At 42.1% G+C, this 21,141-nt stretch carries 26 protein-coding genes; 12 read left to right on the top strand and 14 right to left on the bottom strand.

The window, feature by feature from the left end; all coding sequences use genetic code 11:
* Window positions 1–147 (bottom strand): helix-turn-helix domain-containing protein (locus CHH48_RS05750; protein WP_095267099.1); only part of this gene is annotated, 147 nt, incomplete at its 3' end.
* A gap of 642 nt (window positions 148–789) precedes the next feature.
* Between CHH48_RS05750 and CHH48_RS05755 the strand changes: the two genes are divergently transcribed.
* The gene (locus CHH48_RS05755) at window positions 790–1,203 is read left to right on the top strand and encodes a DUF5412 family protein (protein WP_095220212.1); all 414 of its coding nucleotides are present in this window, start codon (window positions 790–792) and stop codon (window positions 1,201–1,203) included.
* A gap of 106 nt (window positions 1,204–1,309) precedes the next feature.
* Here the strand turns inward: CHH48_RS05755 and CHH48_RS19920 are convergent, their stop codons facing one another.
* Complete coding sequence (locus CHH48_RS19920; RefSeq protein WP_369679275.1) at window positions 1,310–1,576, bottom strand: phosphotransferase; 267 nt, start codon at window positions 1,574–1,576, stop codon at window positions 1,310–1,312.
* A gap of 535 nt (window positions 1,577–2,111) precedes the next feature.
* Between CHH48_RS19920 and CHH48_RS19770 the strand changes: the two genes are divergently transcribed.
* The 5 genes from CHH48_RS19770 to CHH48_RS05785 all read left to right on the top strand — a co-directional run bounded on the left by CHH48_RS19770 (window position 2,112) and on the right by CHH48_RS05785 (window position 5,336).
* Window positions 2,112–2,369, top strand: coding sequence for a YfzA family protein (locus CHH48_RS19770; protein ID WP_255212164.1), 258 nt, complete (start codon window positions 2,112–2,114; stop codon window positions 2,367–2,369).
* Between the two features lie 15 nt (window positions 2,370–2,384).
* The gene (locus tag CHH48_RS05770) at window positions 2,385–2,756 is read left to right on the top strand and encodes a GntR family transcriptional regulator (RefSeq protein ID WP_095220210.1); all 372 of its coding nucleotides are present in this window, start codon (window positions 2,385–2,387) and stop codon (window positions 2,754–2,756) included.
* A 5-nt stretch (window positions 2,757–2,761) separates the two neighbouring features.
* The gene (locus CHH48_RS05775) at window positions 2,762–3,628 is read left to right on the top strand and encodes an ABC transporter ATP-binding protein (protein WP_095220209.1); all 867 of its coding nucleotides are present in this window, start codon (window positions 2,762–2,764) and stop codon (window positions 3,626–3,628) included.
* Entirely contained in the window at window positions 3,621–4,229 is a 609-nt protein-coding gene (locus tag CHH48_RS05780) for an ABC-2 transporter permease (protein ID WP_095220208.1), read from the top strand. The genes CHH48_RS05775 and CHH48_RS05780 overlap by 8 nt, the downstream gene beginning before the upstream one ends.
* Window positions 4,230–4,475: 246 nt before the next feature.
* On the top strand, window positions 4,476–5,336 hold the full coding sequence (locus CHH48_RS05785) for an STAS domain-containing protein (protein WP_095220207.1): 861 nt from the start codon (window positions 4,476–4,478) through the stop codon (window positions 5,334–5,336).
* 25 nt (window positions 5,337–5,361) lie between these two features.
* Here the strand turns inward: CHH48_RS05785 and CHH48_RS05790 are convergent, their stop codons facing one another.
* Complete coding sequence (locus CHH48_RS05790) at window positions 5,362–6,114, bottom strand: SDR family oxidoreductase (protein WP_095220206.1); 753 nt, start codon at window positions 6,112–6,114, stop codon at window positions 5,362–5,364.
* Window positions 6,115–6,314: 200 nt separating this feature from the next.
* On the opposite strand from CHH48_RS05790, the gene CHH48_RS05795 reads away from it, so the two are divergent.
* The 3 genes from CHH48_RS05795 (at window position 6,315) to CHH48_RS19450 (ending at window position 7,954) form a co-directional block, all read left to right on the top strand.
* Complete coding sequence (locus CHH48_RS05795; RefSeq protein WP_095220205.1) at window positions 6,315–7,058, top strand: thermonuclease family protein; 744 nt, start codon at window positions 6,315–6,317, stop codon at window positions 7,056–7,058.
* Between the two features lie 111 nt (window positions 7,059–7,169).
* A complete protein-coding gene (locus CHH48_RS05800; protein WP_095220204.1) occupies window positions 7,170–7,622 on the top strand; it encodes a DinB family protein in 453 nt (150 codons plus the stop codon).
* Window positions 7,623–7,786: 164 nt separating this feature from the next.
* Window positions 7,787–7,954: a hypothetical protein gene (locus CHH48_RS19450; protein WP_175072816.1), complete on the top strand. Its 168-nt coding sequence runs from the start codon at window positions 7,787–7,789 to the stop codon at window positions 7,952–7,954.
* 8 nt (window positions 7,955–7,962) lie between these two features.
* On the opposite strand, the gene CHH48_RS05805 is transcribed toward CHH48_RS19450, so the two are convergent.
* Both CHH48_RS05805 and CHH48_RS05810 read right to left on the bottom strand, forming a co-directional pair.
* A complete protein-coding gene (locus tag CHH48_RS05805; RefSeq protein WP_245840440.1) occupies window positions 7,963–8,661 on the bottom strand; it encodes a peptidase E in 699 nt (232 codons plus the stop codon).
* The gene (locus CHH48_RS05810; RefSeq protein WP_095220202.1) at window positions 8,661–9,128 is read right to left on the bottom strand and encodes a hypothetical protein; all 468 of its coding nucleotides are present in this window, start codon (window positions 9,126–9,128) and stop codon (window positions 8,661–8,663) included. The genes CHH48_RS05805 and CHH48_RS05810 overlap by 1 nt, the downstream gene beginning before the upstream one ends.
* A gap of 399 nt (window positions 9,129–9,527) precedes the next feature.
* On the opposite strand from CHH48_RS05810, the gene CHH48_RS05815 reads away from it, so the two are divergent.
* Window positions 9,528–10,226, top strand: a complete 699-nt coding sequence (locus tag CHH48_RS05815) for an MBL fold metallo-hydrolase (protein ID WP_095220201.1) — start codon at window positions 9,528–9,530, stop codon at window positions 10,224–10,226.
* 1 nt (window position 10,227) lies between these two features.
* The gene (locus CHH48_RS05820) at window positions 10,228–10,758 is read left to right on the top strand and encodes a TetR/AcrR family transcriptional regulator (RefSeq protein WP_095220200.1); all 531 of its coding nucleotides are present in this window, start codon (window positions 10,228–10,230) and stop codon (window positions 10,756–10,758) included.
* Between the two features lie 111 nt (window positions 10,759–10,869).
* Here CHH48_RS05820 and CHH48_RS05825 read toward each other — a convergent pair whose 3' ends face one another.
* The 4 genes from CHH48_RS05825 to CHH48_RS05840 form a co-directional block, all read right to left on the bottom strand.
* A complete protein-coding gene (locus CHH48_RS05825) occupies window positions 10,870–11,118 on the bottom strand; it encodes a hypothetical protein (protein ID WP_095220199.1) in 249 nt (82 codons plus the stop codon).
* Window positions 11,119–11,250: 132 nt separating this feature from the next.
* On the bottom strand, window positions 11,251–12,027 hold the full coding sequence (sdhB, locus tag CHH48_RS05830; protein WP_095220198.1) for a succinate dehydrogenase iron-sulfur subunit: 777 nt from the start codon (window positions 12,025–12,027) through the stop codon (window positions 11,251–11,253).
* Entirely contained in the window at window positions 12,027–13,796 is a 1,770-nt protein-coding gene (gene sdhA / locus CHH48_RS05835; protein WP_095220197.1) for a succinate dehydrogenase flavoprotein subunit, read from the bottom strand. Before sdhA ends, sdhB begins: the two co-directional genes overlap by 1 nt.
* Window positions 13,797–13,828: 32 nt before the next feature.
* A complete protein-coding gene (locus CHH48_RS05840) occupies window positions 13,829–14,449 on the bottom strand; it encodes a succinate dehydrogenase cytochrome b558 subunit (protein WP_095220196.1) in 621 nt (206 codons plus the stop codon).
* Between the two features lie 318 nt (window positions 14,450–14,767).
* Here CHH48_RS05840 and CHH48_RS05845 point away from each other — a divergent pair, with 318 nt between their 5' ends.
* Window positions 14,768–15,211 (top strand): YslB family protein, encoded by a 444-nt coding sequence (locus tag CHH48_RS05845; RefSeq protein WP_095220195.1) that lies wholly within the window; start codon window positions 14,768–14,770, stop codon window positions 15,209–15,211.
* Window positions 15,212–15,280: 69 nt separating this feature from the next.
* Here CHH48_RS05845 and CHH48_RS05850 read toward each other — a convergent pair whose 3' ends face one another.
* From CHH48_RS05850 to CHH48_RS05875, 5 genes are all read right to left on the bottom strand, one after another.
* Window positions 15,281–15,589: a hypothetical protein gene (locus CHH48_RS05850; RefSeq protein ID WP_095220194.1), complete on the bottom strand. Its 309-nt coding sequence runs from the start codon at window positions 15,587–15,589 to the stop codon at window positions 15,281–15,283.
* A gap of 467 nt (window positions 15,590–16,056) precedes the next feature.
* Complete coding sequence (uvrC, locus tag CHH48_RS05860; RefSeq protein ID WP_095220192.1) at window positions 16,057–17,871, bottom strand: excinuclease ABC subunit UvrC; 1,815 nt, start codon at window positions 17,869–17,871, stop codon at window positions 16,057–16,059.
* Between the two features lie 79 nt (window positions 17,872–17,950).
* Complete coding sequence (gene trxA, locus CHH48_RS05865; RefSeq protein ID WP_095220191.1) at window positions 17,951–18,265, bottom strand: thioredoxin; 315 nt, start codon at window positions 18,263–18,265, stop codon at window positions 17,951–17,953.
* A 99-nt stretch (window positions 18,266–18,364) separates the two neighbouring features.
* Window positions 18,365–18,769 carry a DUF350 domain-containing protein gene (locus CHH48_RS05870; protein ID WP_095220190.1) on the bottom strand — a complete coding sequence of 135 codons (405 nt, stop codon included), beginning with the start codon at window positions 18,767–18,769 and terminating at the stop codon, window positions 18,365–18,367.
* Window positions 18,770–18,789: 20 nt separating this feature from the next.
* Window positions 18,790–21,132, bottom strand: a complete 2,343-nt coding sequence (locus tag CHH48_RS05875; RefSeq protein WP_095220189.1) for an endonuclease MutS2 — start codon at window positions 21,130–21,132, stop codon at window positions 18,790–18,792.
* Between the last annotated feature and the right edge of the window lie 9 nt (window positions 21,133–21,141).

Raw genomic sequence — 21,141 nt, forward strand, 5'->3', positions numbered from 1 at the left:
ATTCGATATGTGGTTCCGCACTGTTTTTTCTGATATAAACAGTTCTTGGGCGATTTCCTTGGTTGTCTTATCCTGAACCAATAGTTCAAAGACTTCTTTTTCTCGCTTGGTGAGTAATTGTTTTGGCCTGTAGTCATTATCCTTCAAATGTTAACCCCTCCTTGCTATCTTCAGGGTTGCTGCGTCAGGTATTTATTTAGTCCATCTAGCTTATGTAAACCAGAGACGGAGGGTGAACAGAATTCGCGAATTGTTAACGATTGTTAGCGGAGGTGTTACCTAGCGTGACAAGTGCCCCCACTTCTATAGATTACCGTAATTGAATAATGAAGTTAGGAAAATTTCACTTGTCTCGTCTTCTCTAAGGAAAAAGCCACAGTAATTTAAATGTAGTCGTTTCTTCGTTTAACCTAGCTTGAAAATCCATTGTAGAACAATATTATTTATCCGAATATAATTTCTTCGATAAATTATAGATATATGTTTTGTTTATGCAGGACAAACCAAAAACACACTTATCAGGTAAATTGTGTGAATCGATCAACTAACAAGTAAAAACAGAAAAATATTGGGGACATCATGACGTTAAAACTTAATCACTACCAGCATTAAATTGTAACTGATGTGATTCGTCTACATATTCAAGTGAAGATACTGCGTTAGATGCTGCGGATAAGATCGACGAGATTAACGAGGAACTACTTTCAGAATTAGACAGCTTAGGTGCTAATGAACTAAGCGATAATGAAAAAATAGCCATATGTTAATATAAAAATAGAGGAGAAAACTATGAGAAGACTTAAATTCTGGTTATTAGCTATCATTTTGCCGATTATTGTTATTTTGCTTATCGGTGGAATCATTTTATATAACCTCATTGATGTAAATTTAAACGATCTAAATGGAAAAGGACAAGTTGTTTCAACTATTGAATCACCTAATAAAAGCTATGTTGCAGAGATAAGATTAATTGACGAAAACGGTAACGCAACAACCCCTATACAGCAAGCAGTTAGCATTTCCTCCAATGATTCAGATCAAAACCAATTAAAAGAAGAGACAGTATATTGGGAAATACACTCTGATAGCGAGACACCTGAAGTAAACTGGTTAGATGATGATACTATTAACGTAAACGGTAAGATAATAGATGTACTTGATAAAGATACTTATTACGACTGGCAAGATCACAGTGAGAACTGAATAAGCCATACATGAACATACCAGGGATTGGTGATTTCTTCATCTCTCTTTGATTTTATCTAAGCTTCGGATGGACATAACTAATTTGTTATCCTAATCCAATACGTCATAGATTGCTCAATTCACTTCCTGCTGAGACTCCCGCAGCATATTGTTCCTCTTCCGTAAGTCTGCTTAATCCCTCCTCAGCATCAACTCCTGGGAGAAATGGTAAGACCATATAAGCTTTCTGGTAGTCATCTATGGCTCTAAACTCCAACTCATTTGGGACATATTTTGATAACTCATGAATCTTACTCAAAAATAAAAATTCATCTGCCCTTTTAGCTGCTTCTTCAACAGGAAATATCCTTAAAAGATATTTTTGATCGATTACATACTTTTGATCATAGAAATAGCCTTTCTTTAATTCACAATTTCTTTCGCGTTACTTAAGTGCAAGATTGACTCCATTAAGTATTTATCCATTGCTGACCTCCAATAGATCACTAAGAAGTGAAACAGACCAATCAGTTGATACTGCTCAACCAATCAAAGTGCTCTTTTTGTAGTTTTTGACCACATAAAATCAATTTCCTCTTCTTTGTAAGCAATGAGTGGTTCCTAATATATTACATTGATAAGGTGCAGCCACTGCTCTTTAGATGTGGCTTCATATCGTTCAATTCCTATAAAAGCCCGGATCACATAATCTAAAATATTCTGAGCCCTTCTTCTCAAGCCAATTGAGTGTATAATCTACCATTAATCTCCTTAATTTAACAAAAATGGTTGCGCACTTCTTCAACTTTGTATATATTGTATACATAAAACATATACAATATAGCAGTATCAATACAAAAAAAGGAGGGTTACTTAAGGTGAATAGCACGGAAAAAGCCCCAACTTTAACTCCGATACGGCGCTGAATAACTTACCTTGGTGTTTTCCTATTTGTACAAATAATCTTTGTATTGGTGGATGGGACTTCCTTGGAACCGAATATAAACGATAGTGACAGCTTCATCCCCAGAACGTTCAGAAGTATATTAGATTCATCACTTTTTACAGAATGGATTACGCCATACTCGTACCCATTCTTCAATATGGTCATGGTTGTCCATATCATTGCACTACTTATTGTGGCAGTGGCAGATATTATCGCGTTACTTTTCTCCAAAAAATAGAATAAGAGGGATCACATGCAAATTATTATTTCCAACAATTCAAAGGAGCCGATTTATGAGCAGATTACAAATCAAATTAAATCGTCCATTTTATCGGGTGAGCTGCCGGAGGGAGCCGCTATTCCTTCCATGCGCAAACTCGCACAGGATTTACAAATCAGCGTTATCACGACTAAACGTGCTTATGAAGAACTGGAAAAGGCAGGATTTATTTACTCCATTGTTGGCAAAGGCTCATTTGTTGCAGAACAAGATGTAGAGTTTATCAAAGAGAAAAAACTAAAAGTGATTGAAGAGCAGCTAAGCGATGTCATTACGAACAGCCGGGAAATCGGCTTATCTCTTGCTGATTTGCAGCAATTAATTAAGATCTTATATGAGGAGTGAAAGGAATGGAGAATGTAGTCGAATTTAATAACGTGACAAAGAGATTTAAAGATTTCTCTGTTAAAAATATCGATTTACAAGTAAAGCGAGGCTTTGTGCATGGTTTTATCGGTGCAAATGGTGCCGGTAAGTCAACAATGATAAAGATGATCATGAATCTGTTAAAACCTGATGCTGGTGAAGTAAGTGTTTTTGGCATGGACTACAAAACACATGAGAAAGCGATCAAGGAACGAATTGGGTTTGTTTACGATGGCAATGTCTTCTTTGAGAATTTGAATTTAAAAGATATTAAACGTATTGTCTCACCAGCTTATAAACACTGGGATAATGCACTATTCTCTCAATATGTAGAACAATTTGAGCTTCCGCTTAATAAATCAATTAAGAAATTTTCAAAAGGTATGCAAATGAAGGCTTCCCTAGCGATTGCTTTGTCTCATCATGCTGAACTGATCATTATGGATGAGCCGACAGCTGGCTTGGACCCCATCTTCAGACGGGAACTGCTTGGGGTCTTACAGGAATTAATGTTAGATGGTAACCGCACCATTTTCTTCTCCACCCACATCACAACAGATTTGAATCGCATCGCAGATTACATAGCCTTCATAAACCGCGGGGAATTAGTTTTTAATAACTCCATTCATGACATAACGGAAAATTATGCTCTCGTTAAAGGAAGAACCGAGCTTCTGGATCGAGATACGGAAAAGGCTTTCATGCATATAAACCGCTTATCTACTGGATTTGAAGCATTAACAAAAAAAGTTAATGATGTAGAAAATACTTTTGGAGACAGCGTTGTTATTGAGCCGGCCACACTTGAAGATATTATGTTTCATTTGAAAGGCGGTGTGCAGCATGTTTAATTTAATCAAGCGCGACTTTATTCTGCAAAAATGGCAGCTGTTAGTGTTTATACTATTAGTATTATTCTTTGTCCTATTGGACAGGCAGCATCCAGCTTTTATCTTCCTACTTGCCAGCGTTATCCTTCCAATTAATACGCTTGCTTACGATGAAAAAACAGAAACTAACATACTATTGAATTCGCTTCCTTATACACGCATCGAAATTATTTCATCCCGATATATAGGAGCAATTGTCTTTATAATCTTAGCAACTGGGATTACAAGTATCTTATTGTATGTATTCAATAAACCTTTCTCAATAACAGACATTGCAATAAGCAGCAGTTTAGCCTTATTCCTGTTATCTTTTTACCTACCCATGTCTTATATCATAAAACCAGGTTATACCTTCCCGGTAGCAATAATCAGTTTCTTGGTTTTAGCAGGCATAGTTCCTCCTATAGTATCTTATTTAGGTGAAAAGCTGACATCCTTTACAGATTTCCTTCTTAATCTGTCCGTGCCAATTTTCTATACAAGTGCCATACTTCTTTGCTTAGCTATTTACGGAGCTTCTTGGAGTATTACTAGTTACATTTATCGACGGAAAGCTTTTTAGTATGTATTAATCTAGAGTCTATTCATTACAATATCCGAGCGTATTTGAGACGTGACTCAAATACGCTCATATTAGTAATAATATTGATGTACGAAGTTGGACAATATGGTCAATTTTAAATAATATTTATTTAAAAATCTTATCTTCCTTTAAAAATGAAGTATTTTATATACCACTTTAAACTTCCATTACGCTCTCTCTTAGATTATTCTTAAAGTAGCATACACAACAAAAGGGGACATCGATATGAAAGACGAATTGAGATACATAGGGGAGAAGATACAGAAGAACCAAGACATTATAGCCGAATCTGTACTTCTAAACCTCGATTCGACATTAAATAAAGAGCTTCGTATCTTATCTCTCCCGAAAGATCAGTTATCCAAATTCAATGCAAGACTGGTATCTAATATCGGGGCAATCCTTTTTGCTGAGGATAACAAGGCAGAAGTGGAAAAGAATTTCTTAGCTTGGGGTTCATGGGCTGGAAAGGCTGCGACGGAGATGAATATTTCCTTGACTGCTACACTGCAATACGTTTCCAGCTTTCGCAGTGTTATTTGGGACATCTTCACGGTAGAGCTTGAGGAGCGGCATTTTGCTGCTATTACGATGCTGGATGTATCGAAAATCATCGATCCAATGCTTGAAGTAGTCAGCTTTGAAATCGGAAGACAGTTTGAAAAGCATAATAAAGAGATGGTTAGTATAGCTTATAGTGCGCTGGAGGAACTGTCCGTGCCAGTTGTCCCGATTTATGAAGGATTGGCGGTAATACCTATTGTTGGCGAGATAGATACCCATCGGGCTAAACTGATCATGGAGACTGCATTGACACAAGGCAATGCTTTGGCGTTAGATCATCTTGTCTTGGATGTTTCCGGTGTATTGATGATTGATACGATGGTAGCCAATCAGATTGTTCAAATCGTTCAATCACTTCGTATAAGTGGTATCGAGACGATTATTACTGGTATCCGTCCTGAAATTGCACAGACGATGGTATCACTCGGCTTAGAATTTAATACAATTACTACCATATCGAATTTAAAGATTGCGTTGCATCAACTAGGATACGGTAAATTGGACTCTAGCAAAAAGAGCTGATCACTATGATCAGCTCTTTTCCTCTTTACTTCACTCTGCTGTATATATTCTTTACTGCTTCATCAATCTCATCACGCGACATTCGTAAAGCCTTCGCTGATGAACCATAGCCTATTTCTTCCTTACCTTCTGCCAGCCCTTTGAATATACCATCAGCAAACTCATCCACTGGTTCACCAAATGTGTGAATGCCCACACCTCCCAAATCTGTGTTGACTGCAGGCGGAGCAACTTCAATCACTTTCACTTTGGTTTCAGCAAGCTGCAAACGCAGACTCATAGTGAAGGAATGCAATGCTGCTTTTGTTGCCGAATAGATTGGTGCTATGGCCATTGGTGTAAATGCAAGTCCTGATGTGACATTTATAATTGCCGCTTTCTTCCCACTGGAAGAAAAGTAAGGCGCAAACAGCATCGATAGATGAAACGGTGCTTCAATATTTGCGGATATCTCTTTATTATAATACGCCCAATTATTGACTGGATCTGCTTCTAATACGGCAAAACGCTGCTGTATTCCCGCATTATTAACAAGCACATTTACCTCTGGATGCTCCTCTTTGACCCATTCAAGCAAGGTGAGCCGTTCGGCCTCCACTGATACATCACATACACGGGTAATAAGTTCCGGATGCTTGTCTTTCGCCTCTTGTAATTTGCTTTCTCTTCTTCCGCAAATAATGACTTGACTGCCTGCCTGCAAAAATCTCTCTGCAAATGCAAAGCCAATTCCAGATGCGCCACCTGTTATTAAAATCGTGTTCCCTTTCAGCTCCACTCATAACCTCCTACATAGTCAAAACACCCGTTTTTATCATTCCCTTCCTTTTGTATCCCATAACTTTTACGATTAGTATTTTCTCTTTATCTGGTTACAAGCTGTGCGTCTCACATGATGTACTGCTTTCTGCTCTTGTAAGCTGTGTCCATCCCTTTTATTATGGAAATAGAAACAGCTAGAAGGAGCCTTATAACAGCATGAGAAAAACAATACATAGTACGACTTGGTTAATTATTGCCTTGTTTCTGATCAGTGCATGCGGAACAGTCAGCACGACAAATCAACAGCCAGATTCAGATAGAAATGCTACTACAACTTCAGGAACGACTGATAAGGTCGAGGTTTCTTTAATCCGAATTGTCGATGGAGACACAATCAAAGTGAACTACAACGGCCAGGAAGAAACGGTCCGGTACTTGCTTGTTGATACTCCTGAGACGAAGGCGCCGAACAAGTGTGTTCAGCCCTATGGAAAGGATGCCAGCAAACGCAATGAAGAACTGGTAACGGATGCGGAGAAATTGGAGTTGGAATTTGATGTAGGTGGTAGAACGGACAAGTACGGCCGACTGCTTGCTTATGTATATGCCGACGGAGCGAGCGTCCAGCAAACATTGCTGGAAGAAGGATTAGCACGTGTAGCTTATGTGTACCCGCCAAACACAAGATATCTTGATACTTTCGAGGAAGCGGAAGCAACTGCTAAAAACGATGATGAAGCAGTTTGGCAGCAAAATGGATATGTCACAGATCGTGGATTCAACGGCTGTGCTACCAGCCAGGATACTTCCGATACACCAGTTGACAGCACTTCAAATGAATCAACGCAATTTGCCAATTGCACTGAACTGAGAAAAACATACCCAGATGGTGTGCCAAGCACTCATACTGCCTATCAGCGCAAGTTTGACCGGGATAAGGATGATTATGCTTGTGAATAATACACGATGATCCAGCAGCACCTTAACTAATTCACTCAGTCTTTCACAAATGACAATACCTAGCCTTATTGTTTATAGTGTAGAAGAAGCTTACCAAAAGGAGAATGCTACATGAGTAAAACAGCATATTGGAAAGAAAACTGGCTGCAGCACCGCAATGTATTAACTCAACTCATCGATCAAATCGAAGATGGTCATCTCGATTTTAAACCATGGGAGGATGCGATGACACTTCGTGACCTGGTCCTTCACGTAACCGCCTGGAACGGTGTGTTCGTAAATATGGTGAAAACGGAATCCATGACAACTCCAGATCTTCCTGAAGTACATACGATGGAAGACCTCAGAAAAGCAGTAAAGCATTTTACTGATCAAACGATTAAAGACTTTGAGAAAATTACTGATGAAGAACTAGCATTAGATAACGAAGCAAATTTACCAGGTATGCAAGGTAAGAAAGAACTTTATCTTCAAGCTATGTATGATCATGAATTGCATCACAAAGGTCAGTTGTTCATTTATGCCCGTTTAGTCGGAGCAACAGATCTTCCATTTTTCCGCTAAACAAAAATAACCTTCCAGCATAGAAGCTGTGAGGTTATTTTTTCTGGTATAATTTACCTTGTTATTTTCAAATTTTTACATAAATCTGCTATACAACAGGTCATCTTCGATATATAATCTTCTAAACACATCTTAGATAGAAAACTATAAGTGAGGGATGACTATTGGCGTATGTGATCATGCGTGAAGAGAAGGAAGACATTCGCTGCCTGAAAGAAACAGGCAGTACGATGTGTAAGCTATTCGATACGATGGAAGATGCCGAATTGATGAAAAAGCAGCTGGTTTCCGAAACTGCTTCGCATATTCACTGGTTTATTGTTGAAATGTAATGGCCGATTTAATTCAGGTAAGCAGCCGGAATCGCTTCTTCATAAGCGCCGTCTTCTTGCCTTTTTATGTTATACACAGCAGCATTCTTCCGAGAGCATACAGCCTGATCCAACTGTTCATCTACGAAATGTAAAGCAGCACTATCATCAACCCCATAGCCTTCTTTCATACTACCTTCTCCTACAGCCTTCACATAAGCTGGTCTACGTTTCGCCTCTCCATCAAAGTGAGGACAAACACTTCCTGGTAAAAAACCAAGACCATCTATTGCATACAGTGGCCCGTTCAAAGGGTCCGTCAGCCCCTCCTCAAACCAGCAATTGGCCCCAGCGCTTAGTCCCGCCAAGATAACACCACTCTGGTAAGCTTCAGCTAGTATGTTATCCAGCTTCCATTCACGCCACAGCACCAGCATGTTTCGGGTACTTCCTCCTCCGACATAGAGGATATCCTGCTCCAATACAAATGTGCGCAAATCTTTGAAATTAGGTTCAAACAGCGACAGATGACTAGGCTTGCATGGAAGCTGATGAAAAGCTTCATAAAAGCGCCGAATATAATCCAGCTTATCTCCGCTAGCCGTTGGAATGAAACAAACATGTGGTTCAATCTTGCCGCTTTGAGAAAGTATATACCGATCGAGAGCCAAGTTGTCCGTTTCCATAGAGAAACCTCCGCCGCCAAGTGCGATAATCTGTCTTTTCATCATACTCGTCTCCTTACCACGCAATACAACCCGGCCAGCAGAAAGGCAAGAGAAACGGCAGCTATGTAGGTGTATACATTGAAGTATAAGTTATTCAAATGGATATCCTGCCAGCCATAATCCTGCATAAACGTTGTACTCACAGCCATTGTCTGCTCCAGTTCTGCGATCCGAAGTACGTACTTTTCTCTGGCAAATGAAAAGCAAACAGCAATACCTATACAAGTAAGTACAATGGTTAATACGTGCAGCATCCTTGGACGGCCATTCAGCTTATTGAAATAGGTTGCAAACAGACAATACATGACTGCCAAAAGAAAGAAACATGCTAATGGATAAAGAGGCAATCCCAAATTTCCATTCCCACTTACATGATTGGTCTTAATTGTAAAGATATTAATGAAAAAGAAACAAGTGATACTAAGAAGCAGAGTAAAACAGAATACTTTCCAGCTTACTGTCCGCATATTGGTCAGCTCCTTCCTTGAACTTCCTTCTCTTCCAGCCCATTTCAAATGGAAATGATTTTAAATTAGGTAAGATAGATTGATTAACGGCTTTTTCTTAAAGTGTGATTATCTCCAATATGCATGGCAAGTAAAACAAGAGAAACCACCTGTAATATAAAACCTAGAATAAACAAAATAGGCTTCTGTGTGACTGTTCCCAACAAAAGCAATGAGAGGCCAATAAAAGCAACCCTACACCCCAGCGCTGAAGTTTAGAACCAAACATCCTTCCCCCTCCTTTGCGACCTTCTTAGTTAAACCGTATCATATATTCTGCATTATGGAAAATAATCCCTTGTAAAACTAATCCTATTAGTTTATAGTTTAACTAATACCATTAGTTTGGAGGGGATTTTTATGCGTATTCACAAACAAAACAACTTATATCAGCTATCATTTATGCCACGACTGTTTCCGGTGAATTGTTATCTGGTCGAAGAAGAAGATGGATTAACATTGGTCGATGCAGCGCTAGCATCCTCAGCATCTTCTATTCTTTCAGCAGCCCGTACGATTGGTAAACCAATAACTAAAATCGTATTAACACATGCCCATTCAGATCATATTGGGGCTCTAGACAACTTAAAAGAAGCTTTACCCGATGCAGAGGTCATGTTATCGCAGATGGAGTGGGATATACTTCAAAACGAAACGAAAATGGAAGCTGGACTCCCAATCAAGGGCGGATATCCGAAGAATATCAAGACGAGACCAGAAAGGTTCTTGAGCGAAGGTGACCATGTCGGATCACTCGAAGTGATAGCAGCGCCTGGGCACACACCAGGTATGCTGGCATTGTTCGACCATCGAGATGGTGCACTCCTTGTCGGAGATGCTTTCCAGCTTCGAGGCGGAATAGCGGTATCCGGAGATTTAAGGTGGCAGTTCCCATTCCCTAGCTGGGCCACATGGAATAAAGAAATCTCGATTCAATCGGCCAAAAAGCTAGCAGACTTAGAGCCTACAATCTTGGCTGTTGGACATGGAGATTTGCTTCATGAACCATTGACGTCTATGAAGCAAGCCATCCTGCGTGCCGAAAAAGGAGCCAGGTAACATGCCTAGAATGCAGCTTACCAAAACGATGATCATCGAAACTGCTCTTTCATTAGCTGAACAGCAAGGATACGAAGCAGTCACGATGGCAAATATTGCTCGCTCCCTATCAATTAAGCCGCCCTCTTTGTATAACCATTTCAAAAACTTAGAGGAAATCAAGCACGCAATGGCCGAAGCTGCACAAATACAACTTTATGAAGCTCTGAGAGATACCGAACAGGGCGCACAGCCGCTACTGTCACTAGCAAAGGCCTATGTGCATTTTGGCTCTTCTCATCCTGGTCTGTATGCCTCTTCCCTTCCTGGTGGAAGCTGGGAAGTTAGTGAAGCACTTGTGCAGCTTATAGCTGATGGTTTAACATCATTCCCATTAGATGAAACAGATAAGATCCATGCTATCCGTGGGTTCCGAAGTATGCTGCACGGCTTCATTGATTTAAATAAGCACGCAGGATTTAAACTTGATGTTGATCTGGAGAAATCACTTGAACAGATGGTTGGAATATATGTACGAGGTTTACAATCTTAAGTCTTACGAGCCTGCAGCTTTGGAAGGTAAAAAAACGTATAAGCGTGTCTGTTTAGCTATAACTGAAGAATAGATTAGGAGTTACAAGGTATTCGTTAATAAGTGGAGATGCTATCGCGATAAGTCAATATCGTCTTTCTGTTTATTTTTCAAAATTCCTTCTAAAACGAAACCAATTATTAAACCAATAAGAACTGGAATAAGAGATCCTCCAGCTTCAAATACAACCCCTTCTGCTGGATTTTCCTTATAGAAAGTCCAGCTAAGATATGAAATCTCGAATATGTTACCGATTGTGTATAAAAGCACCATTACAAGAAAGGAAGAGAGTATAGGCAACCAGAATGCTTTCTTTTTCATGAATAACATCTCCTCGGCTAATATCATAAATATTTTCTCTATTGTACAGCAGCAAGTTTTCTAAAGATAGCTTAACAAAAAAACGGAACTCTCTATGTGGAGTTCCGTTTTTTGCTTCAGAAATTAACTATCTTAGTAATTCGTGTCACTTCCAAAGAAGTTCTTGAACGACTGGATATTCGTTGCACGGTTCATTTCGGCGATTGACGTTGTCAACGGAATACCTTTCGGGCAAACCTGTACGCAGTTCTGTGAGTTACCGCAGCTGCCGATGCCGCCTTCTCCCATCAATGCTTCCAAACGTTCCCCTTTATTCATTGCACCAGTTGGATGGGAGTTGAACAAACGTACTTGGGAAATCGGTGCTGGACCGATGAAATCAGATTTATCGTTCACATTCGGGCATGCTTCCAAGCACACGCCGCAAGTCATGCATTTGGAAAGCTCATATGCCCATTGTCTTTTCTTCTCTGGCATACGCGGACCAGGTCCTAGATCATACGTACCATCAATCGGCACCCAAGCTTTAACTTTTTTCAGGCTGTCGAACATTTGGGAGCGGTCCACTGCCAAGTCACGAATAATCGGGAACGTGGCCATCGGCTCAAGACGGATTGGCTGTTCCAGTTTATCGATAAGTGCTGCACAGGACTGCCTTGGCGTACCATTGATGACCATGGAACATGCTCCGCAAACCTCTTCCAGACAGTTCATATCCCAATAGATAGGTGTCGTTTCCTTGCCTTCCGCATTCACCGGGTTTCTCCGTATCTCCATCAAAGCAGAGATGACGTTCATATTCTCCCGGTATGGTACATGAAAGGTTTCTTCATAAGGGGCGCTACTCGGATCGTTCTGACGTGTCACAATGATTGTAATCGTCTCTTGCTTCGTTTTCGTCGCTTCCATTATGCTTTTGCCTCCTTCGCTTTCGCGGCGCTGTAGTCACGTTTTCTCGGCTTGATATAGGAAGTGTCGACTTCTTCGTAATAGATATCTGGCGAGTTGGATGTTTCATCATATCTAGCCATAGTAGTCTTCAGGAATTCCGCATCGTTCCGTTCTGGGAATTCAGGTTTGTAATGGGCACCGCGGCTTTCATTCCGCATGTATGCACCAATTGTCATGACACGAGCCAAATGCAGCATGTTCTTCAGCTGGCGGGTGAACATGACACCCTGGTTGCTCCATAGGGATGTATCATGAATGTTGATATTGTTCCAGCGTTCTTGAAGCTCCTGCAATTTGTCATCCGTCTTGAGCAATTTGCTGTTTTCACGAACAACTGTCACGTTATCCGTCATCCATTCGCCTAACTCACGGTGCAGCTTGTACGCATTCTCATTCCCGTCCATTTTAATCATCTTATCGAAGTTGGCTTGCTCTTTGGCAAGCGCATCATCGAATAGCTTGCTGGAGATGTCATCGGCATGCTTATCCAGTCCGTCGATATATTTGATCGCATTCGGTCCGGCAACCATTCCGCCGTAAATTGCTGACAGTAGGGAATTCGCACCAAGACGGTTTGCACCATGCTGAGAGTAATCGCATTCCCCAGCTGCAAAGATTCCTGGAATATTTGTCATTTGATCATCACTGATCCAAAGACCGCCCATAGAGTAATGGACTGCCGGGAAGATTTTCATTGGAACCTTACGTGGATCGTCACCTGCGAATTTTTCATAAATCTCAATGATACCGCCCAGTTTAACATCCAGCTCTTTTGGATCCTTATGGGACAAATCAAGATAGACCATGTTTTCGCCATTGATGCCGAGCTTCTGATTAACACACACATCGAAGATCTCCCGTGTCGCAATATCACGCGGCACAAGGTTTCCGTACGCCGGGTATTTTTCTTCAAGGAAGTACCAAGGCTCTCCATCTTTGTACGTCCATACACGGCCGCCTTCTCCGCGTGCTGATTCACTCATAAGGCGGAGCTTATCGTCACCAGGTATAGCCGTAGGATGAATCTGAATGAACTCTCCATTCGCATAAATTGCACCTTGCTCATACAAAGCTCCAGCAGCAGAACCTGTGTTGATGATCGAGTTCGTCGATTTTCCGAAGATGATACCAGGTCCGCCTGTCGCCATGATGACAGCATCTGCCCGCAACGCGCGCAATTCATGGGATTGGATGTTCTGTGTCAGGATACCGCGTCCGACACCTTCATCATCAATGATGGCATGAACAAATTCCCAGCCCTCATATTTTGTTACCAGACCTGCAGTCTCGTAGCGCCGCACTTGCTCATCAAGTGCATAAAGCAGCTGCTGACCAGTCGTCGCACCAGCATAAGCTGTCCGGTGATACTGCGTACCGCCGAAACGGCGGAAGTCAAGCAGACCCTCTGGTGTCCGGTTGAACATGACACCCATTCGGTCGAGCATATGGATGATACTCGGTGCTGCATCGCACATTCCTTTTACGGGCCCTTGATTGGCAAGGAAGTCCCCTCCGTAAACCGTATCGTCGAAATGCTCCCAGGTGGAGTCACCCTCACCCTTTGTATTAACAGCTCCGTTGATGCCTCCCTGTGCACAAACGGAGTGGGAGCGTTTTACCGGAACAATGGATAACAAATCTACATGAACGCCGGCTTCTGCTGCTTTGATGGTAGCCATCAAACCTGCCAGTCCCCCGCCGACAACAACTATATTACGTTTACTCATATCTTTAAGTCCCCTCTCTTAAAGCCGCTATCTTATACACCCATGCCGAATGCCAGCAAAGAGCGTACCCCTAAATACGTTACGCCAAGGAACACAAGCAGCGTCGCATATGTCGCGATTCGCTGGGAACGCGGAGATACTGTGATTCCCCAAGTAACCAGGAAGCTCCATAGTCCGTTCGCGAAGTGGAACGTTGTGGAAATGACGCCAATCAAGTAGAACCAGAAGAAAAATGGCTGGGTCAGAATAGCTTCCATAAAATCAAAATCAATTGTTTCCTGCGTGAAGATTGTAATAACACGAGTCTGATAGACATGCCATGCGATGAAAATCAGTGTCACGATACCAGTGATCCGCTGCAGCAGAAACATCAGGTTCCGGAAGTATCCATATCTTCTTGTATTGTTCTTACCTGTCAGTACAATGTACACACCGAGAATGGCATGATACAGGATCGGTATGTAGATGACGATCCATTCAAGCACAAAGCGGAATGGAAGATTGTGCATGAAACCAGCAGCAGTATTGAAGCTGCCGCTTCCGTACGCAGCAAAGTGGTTAATGACCAAATGCTGGATAAGGAAGATTCCGATTGGAAGCACTCCTAACAATGAATGAAGCCTGCGGTAGAAAAACTCTCGATTCTCGTTCATACGTACCCCCTCAATAGCTCTCTGAATTAACAGAATGATTGCGTTTTCATATTCGATTAAAAATAAAACCGAATGAAAACCGAATCCTTATTAACAATATTATTGTATAACTATCAAATTTAGGCGTCAAGAAAACGCTTTAAAAAATTTACTAATCTATTTTTTTATTTTATATAATTCACGAGAATATCGACGAATATTGTCAGTTTCATAAACATTGTCAATTCAGCCAAAAGACATTGGCAGTATACCCGGTTTTCATGGTAAAGTGAATAAAGATACTTTGTAATTGCAACAAGGCGGGAAAGGAAGACATGCATGCAAAAGAAAATGCAAGAATTCGACAAGGATTATATGGAACAGCTCATCACTCATGGAGCCGGCCATGATATATTGCGTTTTGTCAGTTTACCAGACTTATTAGGTGAGGACGCTTCTTCCATCCTTTACGTGCTGGGTAAAAAACTGGCACGGAGAGTAAACCCAGCATCCATGGAACAAGTCGAGGACTTTTTTATCCAAATGGGCTGGGGGAACCTGAGCTTAGTCAAACAAAAACGGCATGAAATGACATTCGAACTCTCGGGAGCACCAGTCATACATAGATGGAACGTCGGAGTCGGAAAAGAGTACAGAATGGAAGCAGGCTTCCTCGCTGCAAGCATCGAGCAGATCAAGGAGCTCGCTTGTGAATGCGTGGACGAAAATGTGCCGAAAAAGGAACATGTTCAGTTTAATGTTTATTTTGCAAAGGAAGATTGATGGAGTCAACCTATAAAAACGGAAGAAATGACGTGTGTATCTTACACGTCATTTCTTAATTGTTTCATCTTAAAAAATACCTGTCCCAACAGTTATGGGGCATAATGTAAGGCCCATAACTAAAGTAAATAGGATAAGTGTTATCCTCACCTCTTTATCAGGCGCAAAGAAGGCAAAAACAAAACTAATCAGGGTGCTGAATACTACGGTATTAATAACAAAGCCTTCTAGGAAGTTTAGTTGTTTCCATAATTCGGGAGTGACCATGATAAGCAGCAGATTTAGGGTACCGAGTGTTAACGACAATAATGCACACAAGGTGCTAATAGCAGCAGGACCTTTGAAAAAGTTCTTATAACTCAATAATGCCACGCTCACTTTCATCCACTTCATACCAAATATACATTACTTTGTGCTAGCATTACTATCTTCGTTCCTTAACCCTTCTTACTTTGATATCGGTTAACCACTATGCCTCCCACCGGCAGAATAGTAAAAGCCAGTGTCCCAAGTCCGATAATGGAAATAGCCATACCATCCCAAGCCCCCACCATCAGTCCTGCAGCTATAGTTACGATACCGACACAAATACTTGGAAATACTAGTGGAATATGAAACTTGGTTTTTTTATTAAATATCCGAGCTATAGCACAGACTATAGCTCCTACAGCTACTCCTAAAAAAAGCAAGCCTTAAAACCCCATTATTTCACCTCTCCTAGAGATTTTTTGGTAATTAATGTTAATTTAAAGTATATCATAGATCACGAAGAGTAAAACAACATTTATTACACACATATTCAACTGTGTTCTCTAAATTAGGCACATAAAAAAACCAGGCCTATCTTAGGCCTGGTCTCCTTCTTCCTGTTCTTCTATAACTTCCTCTGGATTATTCAAATGGTTCAAAATAATTTGTGCAGTTGGTGCAGGGATACCTAGCTTAGCGATTTCTTCAACACTTGCTTCTTGGATAGCTGTCACTGATTTAAAGTGACGCATGAGCAATCTTCTGCGCTTTTCACCGACACCCGGAATATCGTCCAGCTTCGATTTAATTGCGCTCTTACCGCGCAGCTGGCGGTGGAAGCTGATGGCGAATCGGTGTACTTCATCCTGGATACGCTGCACCAAATAAAAATCTTGGGCATTCCGTTCGAAATCAACAACTTGCGGCGGTGTCCCGTACAGCAATTCACTTGTACGGTGCTTATCATCCTTAGCAAGGCCGCAAACCGGTATATCAAGCCCCAGTTCGTCTTCCAGTACTTCTATTGCTGCGCTCATCTGCCCTTTTGCGCCGTCAATGACAATCAGGTCCGGTAGTGGCAAATTGTCCTGCAGCACCCGTTTATATCGTCTGCGAATGACTTCTCGCATTGTATCGTAATCATCGGGACCTTTCACATCACGTATCTTGTATTTCCGATACTCCTTCTTATCCGGACGGCCATCGGTAAAGACGATCATTGCAGATACCGGATCGCTACCTTGGATGTTAGAGTTATCAAATGCCTCAATGCGGTGTGGTGTCGCTATATTTAGCTTCTCTCCAAGCGATTCGACCGCCTTAATTGTCCGGTCCTCATCACGCTCAATAAGTGAGAATTTCTCTTTAATAGCGATTTTGGCATTCTTTCCAGCAAGCTCGACAAGCTCTTTCTTTCGGCCGCGATATGGAATGGCTACATCCGTTTCCAAGAGCTGCTGCAACCCCTCCACATTCGTACCGATTGGGACGAGCACTTGCTTAGGCAGCAAATGGTTTTGGTGCAGATAGAAACGCCCGACAAAAGTAAGGAATGTTTCTTCTGGTTCATCGAAGAACGGGAACATACTTACATCACGTTCGATCAGCTTACCTTGGCGGATGAAGAATACTTGTACACACATCCAGCCTTTATCATAGGCGAAGCCGAATACATCGCGGTCTGTCTGATCCGTCAATGTCATCTTCTGCTGCTCCATAACAGATTCAATATGCTGGATTTGGTCGCGCAACTCCTTCGCACGCTCGAAATCGAGCTCTTCAGAAGCTTCCTGCATCTTCTGGCGTAAATCCTTCTTGATCTGATGGTGTCCGCCGTTTAAGAATGTCGTGATATTCTGTACGATATTCCGGTTCGTCTCCTGCGAGACAGGATAGACACAAGGACCAAGACATTGGTGCATGTGGTAATACAAGCAGACACGGTCCGGCATCGTATTACATTTTCGCAGCGGGTAAAGTCTGTCCAGCAGTTTCTTTGTCTCCCTGGCTGCGATTACGTTCGGATATGGTCCGAAGTATTTGCCTTTATCTTTTTTCACTTTTCGTGTCACCAGCAAACGCGGCTGTTCTTCTGCTGTGATTTTCAAATATGGATATGTTTTATCATCCTTCAGGAGGATGTTATATTTCGGATCATATTTTTTGATTAGGTTCATTTCAAGGATGAGTGCTTCAATTTCGGAGGAGGTAACAATATATTCGAAATCCACGATTTCCGCGACGAGCCGCTGTGTCTTGCGGTCGTGCGCACCGGTGAAATAGGACCTGACCCGGTTGCGGAGGAGCTTGGACTTTCCGACATAAATGACCGTCCCGTTTTTATCCTTCATCAAATAACAGCCAGGCTGCGGCGGCAGAACAGCGAGTTTATCAGTTATCGTCTTGTTCATTCGCTTTCCCCTTTTACTTGTGCTTTACATAAAGGAACCCTTGCTACAAAAATGTAACAAGGGATCTCATGTCTATTGCTTACGCGTGTTTGTTAACAAGCTCAACAAGTGCTTCTTTTGGCTGGTAGCCAATCACTTGATCTACAACTTCGCCATCTTTGAAAAGAAGCAATGTCGGGATGCTCATTACGCCGAATTTTCCAGCAGTTTCTTGGTTTTCATCAACGTCAAGTTTTACGATTTTAACTTTATCGCTCATTTCGCCGTCGATTTCTTCCAATACTGGTGCGATCATTTTACAAGGTCCGCACCAAGTTGCCCAAAAGTCAGCAAGGACAAGTCCTTGGCTTGTTTCTGTATTAAAGTTTGAATCAGTAGCATTTACAATTGCCATATTAAATTCCTCCTAAATAAAAGCTTTCATCGAGTATAGCACTGCTGAAGTCCGTAACGCTACTAGTTTGCTTAGAAGCGTTCATTCCTAAACATTGCACTAGATACTTGCTCCTATAACATAAGATAATCCCACTGAAATAACAAGCGAAATAAATCCAACTGCCCGGTTATCATTAGCGATCTCCGTGTCGATTTTGTAAGTCGGCGTCAGGAATTCGAAAATAAAATAGCCGATCAACAGCAACACAAAACCAATGGAGCTCCACATGATGCTCTGGAGAATGCCATCATTATGTTCATAGGAGAAACGAAGCACGTTCGCTACTCCGAACATCTTACCGCCTGTCGCCATCGCAACAGACAAATTTCCCCGGCGGATTTCTTCCCAGTTCTTATAGGAAGTCACCAGCTCAAAAATAGCCATAAACACGATGATACTCAGTACCGCCACGCTATAACGCGCGGCTGTCAGGACAATCGTATTTTCCCAAAATGACTCCATATCCCCGTACTCCCCGCTGTTTACTGAAATTCAAGCACGGTTACACCGGTTCCGCCTTCATTCATGCCTCCAGAACGATAATTCTTCACTGCTCGGTGGCGTTTGGCAAATTCCTGCACGCCTGTACGCAGGGCCCCCGTCCCTTTACCATGGATGATCGATACGTGCGGATATCCAGCTAGCAGCGCATCGTCTACATATTTCTCGACGCGGCGCAGTGCATCCTCATAGCGTTCCCCGCGTAAATCCAGTTCTGTGCTCACATGATAGGCGGAGCCTTTAACTGTTGCAACCGGCTTTTCTTTTAATACGTCCTGTCTCTTTACGAATTCGATGTCTTTTCGTTTCGCTTTTATTTTCATAATTCCAATTTGGAGCAAATATTCTTTGTCACTGACCTTCTCGACAACTGTTCCTTTTTGTCCCAAAGTTAAAAGAAGAACTTCGTCTCCAGGCATGAGCTGCTTGTTTTCCTTCGTCTGCGGCACTGCGTTTGAGCCTTTTTTTGCAAGCTCCGGTGAAGCATCTTCCAGTCGTTTACGAGCTTCGATGATTTCATGCTCTTTGACACTGGCTTGATTTTTCATAGTACGAAGAGAAGCAACAATTTCTTCTGCTTCTTCCCTAGCCTGCTCAACAGCCTTGGCAGCCTTTTCTTCAGCCTTTTGATACAAACGCTCACGCTTGCTATCGAATTCCTGCCAACGCTTCTCCAAATCGCGTTTCAGTGTTTCAGCTTCTTCAAGCTGTGCTCGAGCTGTTTCATAATCATGTTCTGCTTCTCTGCGCGATGTTTCCAGAGATGCGATCATGTTTTCGACACTCTTCGAATCCGTTCCGATCAATTCCTTGGCACTATCAATGATGGATTCCTTCAAACCAAGACGTCTGGAAATCTCGAATGCATTACTACGGCCTGGTACTCCGATCAGCAAACGATATGTCGGTCTGAGTGTTTCCACATCAAACTCCACGCTTGCATTCACGACACGGTCGCGGTTATAGCCATATGCCTTCAGCTCAGGATAATGCGTCGTCGCTACAACAGTTGCACCGCGTTTTATCGTTTCATCAAGTATGCTCATCGCCAGCGCTGCACCTTCCTGGGGATCTGTTCCGGCACCAAGCTCATCAAATAGTACGAGCGATTCATGATCAACTTGCTTCAGAATATCTACAATATTAACCATGTGCGAGCTGAAGGTACTCAGACTCTGTTCAATGGATTGTTCATCACCGATGTCTGCGAACACTTCCGTAAAGACTGCCATTTCACCGCCATCGAGCGCGGGTACCTGAAGGCCTGACTGGGCCATAAGCGTAAACAAGCCGATTGTCTTGATTGTAACGGTTTTACCGCCGGTATTCGGACCAGTAATTACGATGGTAGAGTAATCTTCTCCAAGATCGATATCATTTGCTACTACCTGCTCTTGATCAATCAGCGGATGTCTAGCCTGTTTCAAATGAATAATACCTTTGTCATTCATTTTCGGCATAGAGCAGCGCATAACTGCACCTAGCTTGGCACGTGCTGAAATGAAATCAATTTGACCAAGAATCTCGATATTTGCAAGCAAAATTGCTTCATCTTCCGCAACTCGTATACTGATTTCCTTCAGGATACGTTCAATCTCCGCTTTTTCCTGTGCTCTTGCTTCCTGCAGCTGGTTGTTCAGATCTACAACCGCCTGCGGTTCCATAAATAAAGTTTGACCAGAGGAAGACTGATCATGGACGATACCGCCGATGGCCCCACGGTATTCTTGTTTTACTGGCAGCACATAGCGGTCATTCCGAATTGTTATGATGGAATCTGACAACATCTTGCTTTTAGACCTGGTATAGGAATCAAGCTTTTCCCGCACTCTGCTTTCATTCGTACGGATGCGAGAACGGATACCACGGAGTCTTTCTGAAGCTCCATCCATCACTCGACCATGATCATCAATAGCACTCTTAATATGACGCTCCAAATCACTCAGTGATACAAGTTGATCAACAAGACTACGGATAATCGGCATCGCCGGTTCTTCCAACTCTTCGATGAAATGCTTCAAGTTTTTGCCGCCATAAATTGTACTTGCAATATCAAGACATTCGTTTGCGTTGAGAATACCTCCGATAACTGCACGCTTGACGCTTGCATGAATGTCATAGATGCCGCCAAGCGGTATACCACCGCGAAGACGGATGACAGAAGCAGCTTCATCTGTTTCTGCCTGAAGCTGTTCTACTTCAGCCAGCTCTGTTGCTGGCTGAATTTTCATAGCTCTTTTTTTACCAAGTGATGATGCTGCTTGTTCACTTAGCTTCTGTATGATTTTATCGAATTCCAGTACACGGAATATTCGTTTATTCATGTTTTCCCC

This window comes from Terribacillus saccharophilus (genome assembly GCF_002272075.1).
GTDB lineage: Bacteria > Bacillota > Bacilli > Bacillales > Amphibacillaceae > Terribacillus > Terribacillus saccharophilus_A.

What these genes read in the sequence shown, in the direction of transcription:
- CHH48_RS05755 (WP_095220212.1), top strand. Translation starts at nt 790, where the DNA reads ATGAGAAGACTTAAATTCTGGTTATTAGCTATCATTTTGCCGATTATT.
- CHH48_RS05770 (WP_095220210.1), top strand. Translation starts at nt 2,385, where the DNA reads ATGCAAATTATTATTTCCAACAATTCAAAGGAGCCGATTTATGAGCAG.
- CHH48_RS05775 (WP_095220209.1), top strand. Translation starts at nt 2,762, where the DNA reads ATGGAGAATGTAGTCGAATTTAATAACGTGACAAAGAGATTTAAAGAT.
- CHH48_RS05780 (WP_095220208.1), top strand. Translation starts at nt 3,621, where the DNA reads ATGTTTAATTTAATCAAGCGCGACTTTATTCTGCAAAAATGGCAGCTG.
- CHH48_RS05785 (WP_095220207.1), top strand. Translation starts at nt 4,476, where the DNA reads ATGAAAGACGAATTGAGATACATAGGGGAGAAGATACAGAAGAACCAA.
- CHH48_RS05795 (WP_095220205.1), top strand. Translation starts at nt 6,315, where the DNA reads ATGAGAAAAACAATACATAGTACGACTTGGTTAATTATTGCCTTGTTT.
- CHH48_RS05800 (WP_095220204.1), top strand. Translation starts at nt 7,170, where the DNA reads ATGAGTAAAACAGCATATTGGAAAGAAAACTGGCTGCAGCACCGCAAT.
- CHH48_RS05805 (WP_245840440.1), bottom strand. Translation starts at nt 8,661, where the DNA reads ATGAAAAGACAGATTATCGCACTTGGCGGCGGAGGTTTCTCTATGGAA.
- CHH48_RS05810 (WP_095220202.1), bottom strand. Translation starts at nt 9,128, where the DNA reads ATGCGGACAGTAAGCTGGAAAGTATTCTGTTTTACTCTGCTTCTTAGT.
- CHH48_RS05815 (WP_095220201.1), top strand. Translation starts at nt 9,528, where the DNA reads ATGCGTATTCACAAACAAAACAACTTATATCAGCTATCATTTATGCCA.
- CHH48_RS05820 (WP_095220200.1), top strand. Translation starts at nt 10,228, where the DNA reads ATGCCTAGAATGCAGCTTACCAAAACGATGATCATCGAAACTGCTCTT.
- CHH48_RS05825 (WP_095220199.1), bottom strand. Translation starts at nt 11,118, where the DNA reads ATGAAAAAGAAAGCATTCTGGTTGCCTATACTCTCTTCCTTTCTTGTA.
- sdhB (WP_095220198.1), bottom strand. Translation starts at nt 12,027, where the DNA reads ATGGAAGCGACGAAAACGAAGCAAGAGACGATTACAATCATTGTGACA.
- sdhA (WP_095220197.1), bottom strand. Translation starts at nt 13,796, where the DNA reads ATGAGTAAACGTAATATAGTTGTTGTCGGCGGGGGACTGGCAGGTTTG.
- CHH48_RS05840 (WP_095220196.1), bottom strand. Translation starts at nt 14,449, where the DNA reads ATGAACGAGAATCGAGAGTTTTTCTACCGCAGGCTTCATTCATTGTTA.
- CHH48_RS05845 (WP_095220195.1), top strand. Translation starts at nt 14,768, where the DNA reads ATGCAAAAGAAAATGCAAGAATTCGACAAGGATTATATGGAACAGCTC.
- uvrC (WP_095220192.1), bottom strand. Translation starts at nt 17,871, where the DNA reads ATGAACAAGACGATAACTGATAAACTCGCTGTTCTGCCGCCGCAGCCT.
- trxA (WP_095220191.1), bottom strand. Translation starts at nt 18,265, where the DNA reads ATGGCAATTGTAAATGCTACTGATTCAAACTTTAATACAGAAACAAGC.
- CHH48_RS05870 (WP_095220190.1), bottom strand. Translation starts at nt 18,769, where the DNA reads ATGGAGTCATTTTGGGAAAATACGATTGTCCTGACAGCCGCGCGTTAT.
- CHH48_RS05875 (WP_095220189.1), bottom strand. Translation starts at nt 21,132, where the DNA reads ATGAATAAACGAATATTCCGTGTACTGGAATTCGATAAAATCATACAG.